This window comes from Leifsonia sp. 71-9, from assembly GCF_001898805.1.
Lineage (GTDB): Bacteria > Actinomycetota > Actinomycetes > Actinomycetales > Microbacteriaceae > Leifsonia.
The window spans coordinates 7,609-15,147 of record NZ_MKVJ01000017.1; the positions used below are offsets into that span (position 1 = coordinate 7,609).

7 protein-coding genes are annotated in these 7,539 nt (G+C 71.3%); 5 read left to right on the forward strand and 2 right to left on the reverse strand.

Annotated elements, in window-relative coordinates; genetic code table 11:
- From BGO91_RS09785 to lysA, 3 genes are all read left to right on the forward strand, one after another.
- Window positions 1-310 (forward strand): amino acid permease C-terminal domain-containing protein (locus BGO91_RS09785; RefSeq protein ID WP_366925294.1); only part of this gene is annotated, 310 nt, incomplete at its 5' end.
- Window positions 307-1,212 carry a universal stress protein gene (locus tag BGO91_RS09790; protein WP_290472573.1) on the forward strand — a complete coding sequence of 302 codons (906 nt, stop codon included), beginning with the start codon at window positions 307-309 and terminating at the stop codon, window positions 1,210-1,212. The genes BGO91_RS09785 and BGO91_RS09790, both read left to right, overlap by 4 nt.
- Window positions 1,213-1,279: 67 nt before the next feature.
- Entirely contained in the window at window positions 1,280-2,539 is a 1,260-nt protein-coding gene (gene lysA / locus BGO91_RS09795; protein WP_290472574.1) for a diaminopimelate decarboxylase, read from the forward strand.
- 46 nt (window positions 2,540-2,585) lie between these two features.
- On the opposite strand, the gene BGO91_RS09800 is transcribed toward lysA, so the two are convergent.
- Both BGO91_RS09800 and BGO91_RS09805 read right to left on the reverse strand, forming a co-directional pair.
- The gene (locus BGO91_RS09800; protein WP_290472575.1) at window positions 2,586-3,440 is read right to left on the reverse strand and encodes a serine/threonine-protein kinase; all 855 of its coding nucleotides are present in this window, start codon (window positions 3,438-3,440) and stop codon (window positions 2,586-2,588) included.
- A gap of 47 nt (window positions 3,441-3,487) precedes the next feature.
- Window positions 3,488-4,732: a TetR/AcrR family transcriptional regulator gene (locus tag BGO91_RS09805; protein WP_290472576.1), complete on the reverse strand. Its 1,245-nt coding sequence runs from the start codon at window positions 4,730-4,732 to the stop codon at window positions 3,488-3,490.
- A 141-nt stretch (window positions 4,733-4,873) separates the two neighbouring features.
- On the opposite strand from BGO91_RS09805, the gene BGO91_RS09810 reads away from it, so the two are divergent.
- Together BGO91_RS09810 and BGO91_RS09815 are read left to right on the forward strand one after the other, a co-directional pair.
- Window positions 4,874-6,184, forward strand: coding sequence for an MFS transporter (locus tag BGO91_RS09810; RefSeq protein WP_290472577.1), 1,311 nt, complete (start codon window positions 4,874-4,876; stop codon window positions 6,182-6,184).
- A gap of 3 nt (window positions 6,185-6,187) precedes the next feature.
- Window positions 6,188-7,539: glycoside hydrolase family 3 N-terminal domain-containing protein (locus tag BGO91_RS09815; RefSeq protein ID WP_290473134.1), on the forward strand; the 1,352-nt coding region annotated here is incomplete at its 3' end.

Below are 7,539 nucleotides of genomic sequence, written 5' to 3' on the forward strand. Positions count from 1 at the left end.
CATCCTGCGCGTTCGCGAGCCGGAGCTGGAGCGCGGGTTCCGCCTCCCGCTCGGCTGGACCATCCCGATCCTGTCGATCGCGGGCTGCATCGCCATCATCACGCAGCTGAGGGTGATCACGATCGTGGTGTTCCTCATCTGGACAGCCGCGTTCCTGGTCTTCTACTGGTTCTACGGCCGCACGCACTCCAAGCTCCAGGCCGGGCGGCCGGCCGTGGACGCGGAGGCTCCGTACACGAGCAACTTCGCGCAGCCGAGCAAGAGCGAGATCCGCGAAGCCGCCGCGCGCCGACGGGCAGGCCGGAAATGAGCATCGTCGTCGGGGTGGACCCCGCGCACCGCTCCGCGTCGGCGCTGCACCTGGCCGGGATGCTCGCGCGTTCCTCCGGCACGAGCCTGGTCGTCGCCGCCATCGTCCCGCCCGCCTGGCCCGCGACGGCGGGAGGCGCGGACGCCGAATGGCGCGGCTACACCCGTGACGCCGCGGACAGCACGCTCGACCACGCGGCGGCGGTGCTGGGCGGCTCCATCGCCGCGGAGTACCTCGTGTACGAGGCCCCCTCGGCCCGTCGCGGCCTGAACAGCCTCGCGGAGGAGCGGGAGGCGGGGCTGATCGTGGTGGGATCGGCGGCACAGGCGCGGCAAGGGCGCATCGCCCTCGGCGCGGAGAGCGACGCCCTCCTCCACGCGTCACCGGTTCCCGTCGCAGTCGCGCCGCGGGGCTATCGCGTGGCGGAGGGTTCCCGCGTCAGCCGCGTGACCGCCGCCTACCGCGGGACCGGCGCCTCGGCCGGCCTCGTGCTCGGAGCGGCCGCGGTGTCGGCGACGCTGGGCGCCGCGTTGCGGATCGCGTCCTTCGCCGTCGTCCCGCCCGACTCGGGGACCTCGGGCGCGGGACTCGACGCCGAGACCGCCATCGCCGACACCTGGGCCGCCGACATCGAGAAGCACGCGACGTCGCTGGCGCGCCGGGTGACGCAGCTGGACCGTGCTCCCGTCGTCTCCGGCGTCGCCGTCGGACGAGGCGAGACGTGGGAGGCGGCCCTGGCGGCCGTGGAGTGGGAGCCGAACGAAGTCCTGGTCGTGGGGTCGAGCACCCTCGGACCTCTCTCGCGCGTGTTCCTCGGCTCGCACGCCGCCAAGATCGTCCGCCACTCGCCGGTACCGGTCGTCGTCGTCCCGCACGGCGTCGCCACCCGGGACCGGGAGTGAGCGACCGCCGCACCGTCGCACCAGAACCAGGCATCGCCTGACCCGACACCGATTGAAGGACCCAGCCATGGCGCACCCCATCCTCGACCTCTTCCCGCCCCGAGCGGCCGTCGACCCCGACGGCACGCTGACGATCGCCGGGGGCCGGGTCGACGACCTGGCCCGGGAGTTCGGGACACCGGCGATCGTCGTCGACGAGGCGTCCCTCCGGGCGCGTGCGCGGGAGTACCGCGACGCCCTCGCCACGGGCTGGCCGAACGCGCGGGTGGTGTTCGCGTCGAAGGCCTTCCCGGCGACCGCCGTGCAGCGGGTCATGGTGGAGGAGGGACTCGGCCTCGACGTGGCGGGCGGCGGCGAACTGCTCAGCGGGCTGCGCGCCGGCGTGGACCCGGCGCTGGTCGTGATGCACGGCAACGCGAAGACCACGGAGGAACTGCGGATCGCGGTGGAGGCGCGGATCGGCCTCGTCGTAGTGGACAACGAGGACGACGTCGACCGGTTGGAGCAGCTGGTCCCGTCCGGAACCGTGCAGGGCGTCCTGGTCCGCGTCGTCCCCGAGGTGGCGTCGTCCACGCACCCGCACGTGCAGACCGGGCAGGTCGGGTCGAAGTTCGGCCTGACCGCCGCGGCCGCGCGCCTCCTCATCGCCCGGATCGAGGCCAGCCCGCTTCTCGACATGCGCGGTGTGCACGCCCACGTCGGGTCGCAGATCATGGACCCGGCGGAGCTCGCGGCGGCCGTAGCCCCGCTGGCGGCACTCGGCACGTTCCCCGTCTACGACCTGGGCGGCGGCCTCGGCGCCCGGTACACCTACGAGGACCGCCCGGCGTCCGTGGACGAGTACGTCGGCACCCTCCTCGCGGCGGCCCGGGAGCATCTGCCCGCGGAGGCGGAGCTCATCATCGAGCCCGGCCGCAGCATGGTCAACGGGTCCGCGTTCACCCTCTACACGGTCACGACCGTCAAGCGGGACGCCCGCAACTTCGTCGCCGTCGACGGCGGCATGGGCGACAACCTCGAGGCGGCGATGTACGACCAGCGCTACGAGGCCGCGCTCGCCGGCCGTATGCACGACGAGGACGCCGAGGACGTCGTGGTGGTCGGCCGCCACTGCGAGTCGGGCGATGTGCTCGTCGATCCGCTGCGGCTGCCCGCGGCGCGCGTCGGCGACCTGCTCGCGGTACCCGCGACCGGTGCGTACACGCACACCATGGCGAACAACTACAACGGCTACCGCCGCCCGCCCGTCGTCTTCGTGCGCGACGGGGAGGCGCGGGCCGTCATCCGGCGCGAGACGTGGGAGGACTTGTTCGGTCGCGACGTGTGAGGGGGCTCGTCGACTCGGTGGATTCGTAGCCGAGCCCGAGGTTCGCCTACTCCGCGTCCTCCTCCCGGTCCGCCCGGAGCGCACCCCGCGCGGCGATCGTCACCTCCGCCGCCGACGGTCGGTCGGCGGCGCTGGCGGCGGTCATCTGCCGGATCAGCGGCCGCCACCGTTCGGGTACCTCGTCCGTCAGCTCGGGATCGCGGTCCAGCCGGCCGAGGGCGGATTCGACCGGGGTGCCGGGGAAGGCGATCGTGCCCGAGAAGCACTCCAGCAGCACGAGGCCGAGGGAGTAGATGTCCGAGGCCGGGGTCAGGGGCTCGTTGCGCACCTGCTCGGGGCTGAGGTACGCAGCCGTCCCGTTCGTCGTCCCTTCCGGGTCGCGCGGGATCGAGCCGTGGATGGCGAGGCCGAAGTCGGTGAGGCGCGCTCGCGGCCGGGAGAAGCGGGTGCGGTAGTCGACGATCATGATGTTCGACGGTGTGACGTCGCGATGGATGACGCCGCGGGCGTGGATGTATTCGAGGGTCTCGGCGACCTCGAAGACGAGCTCGCCGATCTGCCGCGTCGTCAGTGCGCGGGTGCCCAGGGCCGCGCGGAGGGTGTCGCCCTCGACCAGCTCGATGACCAGGAACGGCCGCGGGTCCTCGGGGGAGGAGTCGTCGACGCCCGCGTCGAGGATGGACACCACGCCGTGGTGGCGCAGCCCGGCCAGCACGCCGACCTCGGTGCGGAAGCGGACGACGTCGTCCTGAGTGCCCGAGGAGAACAGCTTGATGGCGACGTCGCGACCGAGGTTCTCGTCCACCGCGCGGAAGACCATCGACGAGCCGCCGCGCGCGAGGAGCTGGTGCGGCCGATACCGTCCGAGCAGCAGCGGAACCGAGGTTTCAGGAATACCCACCGGACCATTCTCGGGTATGCGAGCCATTCCAGTATTCCGGTAGACAATCAGCCGAGAAGGTGCTTGAGGTGCGCGGCCAGCTGGTCGCCGACGTCCACGCTCTCCGGGTCGTAGAGCCACTGCAGCTGGAGACCGTCCCAGAGGGCGACGAGCCAGATGGCCTCGGCCTCGGGTGACAGGCCGGGGCGGAGGTGGCCATCGGCTGCCGCGCGGGCGAACAGGTCGCCGAATCGGGCGATGGCGAGCTCGAACCGCCCGCGGAAGTACTCGTGAGCGGGATGCGCGGGAGCGGCCGCCTCCGCCGACAGTACGGAGTAGAGCTCGATGAGCCCCGGCTCCTGCCGTGTGTCGCGGCGGCCGGCCTCGGGCAACTCGAGCAGGAGGCGCAGCGGGTCGTCGGAGTCGATGCCGTGGCGCTCGTCGAGGGTGGCGTCGCGGCGGGCGATGACGGCGGCGAGCAGCTCCTCCTTGGTCGAGAAGTGGTGGAGGAGGGTCGACTTGCCGATGCCGGCCTTCTCGGCGATCTCGCGCAGGCTCGTCGCGTGGAAGCCGCGGCTCGCGAAGAGGGCGGAGGCGTCCTGGATGATCTGCGCCCGGCGAGCGCGGCCCGGGGCGTACCCGAGGGCGTCGGCCCAGGTGGTCTCGGCGGGCCAGGACGGCGCGACCGGAGCGACGGGGACGTCCGTCACCGCGAGGCCCTGGAGCCTCCGCACGTACGCGTCGACCATCCCGGCCACATCCGCGCGGTCGGGCAAGTAGAGGGACATGAGCTGCAGGCCGTCCCACGCCGCAGCGAGGCGCACGGACTCGCCCGCGATGTCGGTGTCGTGCGGCAGCAGGCGGTCCTCGACGGCAGCCTGGAACTGCTGCATCGTCCGGGTGCGGATCTCGCGATGGCGCTCGCGGAAGCGCCGATGCGCGGGATGGTCTGCTCGCGTCGCCTCACCCGCGAGGGTCGTGAAGAGGGCGGTGTACCCGGGGATCTCGGCGTTGTGCCGGGCGAGGTCGCCGTACATGTCGAGGCCGAGCCCGTGCCCGTCGATCCACTCGCCGTTGCTTCGCTCGAAGCCGTCCACCACGGCGTCGAGGATCTCGTCCTTCGAGGCGAAGTGCTTCAAGACGCCGGGATGCGAGAGCCCCGCCCGCGTCGCGATGTCGCGGAGGGAGACGGCTCCGAAGCCCTGCTCCACGAAGAGAGCGGAGGCCGCTTCGAGGATCGCTTCGCGCGTCCGCATCGCCGCGGCCGCGCGCCCGGAGGCGGGGCGCTCGTCGGTCGCCAGTCGTCCGCTCATCGATCCCCTCCCCTCCTCGAGCCTGGTCCATTCTGTCACAGCGCGGTTACCAGTCGGACAGGTTTGAGTTACCACGCGGTCTAATTGTGTGTACACTCATCCCGAGCCGACGAAGGCTCAGGTCCTCCCGAAAGGAACACCATGACAGAGTCGTCCACGGCGTCAGGGGCACCCACGGCCGCCCCGTCCGGCCCCGGTCCCTCCGGCGCCGACTCTCCGAAGAGCGGCGCGCCCCGCGGATTCATCCCCGGCCTCGCCTTCGCGAACTTCGGCCTCTACCTCGCCCTGCTGACCCCGGTGCTGGTCTCGCTCGCCTTCAAGGTGCAGCACATCACCGCGTCTCCGGAGGAGGCCACCGCCTCCCTCGGCATGATCACCGGCGTCGGCGCCCTCTTCGCCCTGATCTGCAACCCGCTGGTCGGCCGCCTGTCGGACCGCACGGCCTCCCGATTCGGGATGCGCCGCCCGTGGATGCTCGGCGGCGTGCTCGTCGGCCTCGCCGCGTTCGTGCTGATCGGCGTCGCGACGAGCCCGTGGATCGTCCTGATCGGCTGGTGCATCGTGCAGGCGTCCCTCAACGGCGTGCTGGCCGCCTCCACCGCCACCGTGCCCGACCAGGTGCCCGTCGAGCGCCGAGGCAAGGTCTCCGGCATCGTCGGCATGACGACGCCGGTCGCCATCCTCGGCGGCAGCTTCATCGTCAACTTCCTCGCCGACGACTTCAGCCGCTTCGTCGTGCCCGCGGTGATCGCCGTGATCCTCGTCCTCGTGTTCGTGCTCACCCTGAAGGACCGCGTGCTCGCCGAGAAGCCGGCCGAGCGCTACGGCGTCAAGGAGTTCTTCGGCTCGTTCGTCTTCAACCCGGTCAAGCACAAGGACTTCGGCTGGACCTGGCTGACCAAGTTCCTCATCTTCTTCGGCTACGCCGGGATCGCCACCTTCCTGCCGTTCTACCTGACGGAGAAGTTCCACCTGAGCGAGTCGGCCGCAATCGAGACGATCCTGCTGGCGAACGTGGCCTCCACCCTCGCGATGGCGCTCTCCGGACCGCTCGGCGGCATCCTCTCGGACAAGATCGGCAAGCGCCGCCCGTTCGTGACCGCCGCGGGACTCATCATGGTGGTCGGCCTGGTCGTGCTCGCCTTCGCCCCGAACATCGGCGTCGTCATCGTGGCGCAGGCGATCATCGGCCTGGGCACCGGCTCGTTCCTCTCGGTGGACACCGCGCTCGCCACCCAGGTGCTGCCCAACAAGGCGGACACCGCCAAGGACCTCGGCGTTCTCAACATCGCCAACGCCCTCCCGCAGTCGATCGCCCCCGCGATCGCCCCCTCCATCATCGCCTTCGGGGCGACGACCGCCCTCGGCGGCTACACGCTCTGGTACCTGCTCGGTGCGCTCGTCTCCCTCGCGGGGGCAGTGCTCGTCTATCGAATCAAGGGAGTCAAGTAACTCATGACCGACACCATCGACGTCACCGGAGCGGCCGACGAACTGCCCGTCGACCCCACGTACCGCGACGCCTCCCTGCCCGTCGAGGAGCGGGTCGAGAACCTCCTGGGCCAGATGACCCTGGAGGAGAAGGCCGGCCTGTTCTTCCAGACCATGATCTCCATGAGCCAGGACGGCGGGCTCGCCCCCGGCGACCCGATGTTCGGCCTGCCGTCGAACGAGGAGTACGTGATCGGCGCGGGCATGACGCACTTCAACGTGCTCGGCTCCGCCCCCACGGCCGAGCTCATGGCGCAGTGGCACAACGCCCTCCAGGAGCTCGCCGCGTCCACCCGCCTCGGCATCCCGGTCACCATCTCCACCGACCCGCGCCACTCGTTCAGCGACAACCCGCTGGCCGGGATGATGGCCGGCCCGTTCTCGAGCTGGCCGGAGTCGATCGGTCTCGCGGCGACCCGCGATGAGGAGCTCGTCGAGCGCTTCGGCGACATCGCGCGCCAGGAGTACACGGCGGTCGGCATCCGCGTGGCGCTGCACCCGCAGATCGACCTCGCCACCGAACCGCGCTGGGGGCGCCAGGTCGCGACGTTCGGTGAGGACCCGGAGCTGACCTCGCGCCTCGGCGCCGCCTACATCCGCGGCTTCCAGGGCGCGGAGCTCGGCCCCGACTCGGTCGCCACGATGACCAAGCACTTCCCGGGCGGCGGACCGCAAATGGACGGCGAGGACGCGCACTTCGCCTACGGCCGCGAGCAGGTCTACCCGGGCGGGCAGTTCGAGCTGCACCTGAAGCCGTTCGAGGCCGCATTCGAGGCAGGCACCAGCCAGATCATGCCCTACTACGGCATGCCGGTCGGCACCGAGTACGAGGAGGTCGGCTTCGGCTTCAACAAGTCCGTCATCACCGGCCTGCTGCGCGAGCGCTACGGCTTCGACGGTATCGTCTGCACCGACTGGGGACTCATCTCCGACTCCGAGATCATGGGCCAGCCGTTCCCCGCCCGCGCGTGGGGCGTCGAGCACCTCAGCCCGCGCGAGCGGATGAAGAAGGTCATCGAGGCGGGGGCCGACCAGTTCGGCGGCGAGGCCATCCCGGACCTCCTGATCGACCTCGTTCGGTCGGGCGAGATCTCGGAGGAGCGCATCGACGTCTCCGCTCGCCGCCTGCTGCGCGAGAAGTTCGTCCTGGGGCTCTTCGACGCGCCGCTCGTCGACGTGGAGAAGGCCGGCCGCATCGTCGGGTCCGCCGCGTTCCGGGAGGCGGGGGAGGCCGCCCAGCGCGCGTCCATCACCGTGCTGACCAACCGCGCCTCCGGCGACGGCGGGCCGACGCTCCCGTTGCCCGCCGGCTCCCG

Coding starts and splice junctions, on each gene's coding strand:
- BGO91_RS09805 (WP_290472576.1), bottom strand. CDS start 4,732: ATGAGCGGACGACTGGCGACCGACGAGCGCCCCGCCTCCGGGCGCGCG.
- BGO91_RS09790 (WP_290472573.1), top strand. CDS start 307: ATGAGCATCGTCGTCGGGGTGGACCCCGCGCACCGCTCCGCGTCGGCG.
- lysA (WP_290472574.1), top strand. CDS start 1,280: ATGGCGCACCCCATCCTCGACCTCTTCCCGCCCCGAGCGGCCGTCGAC.
- BGO91_RS09810 (WP_290472577.1), top strand. CDS start 4,874: ATGACAGAGTCGTCCACGGCGTCAGGGGCACCCACGGCCGCCCCGTCC.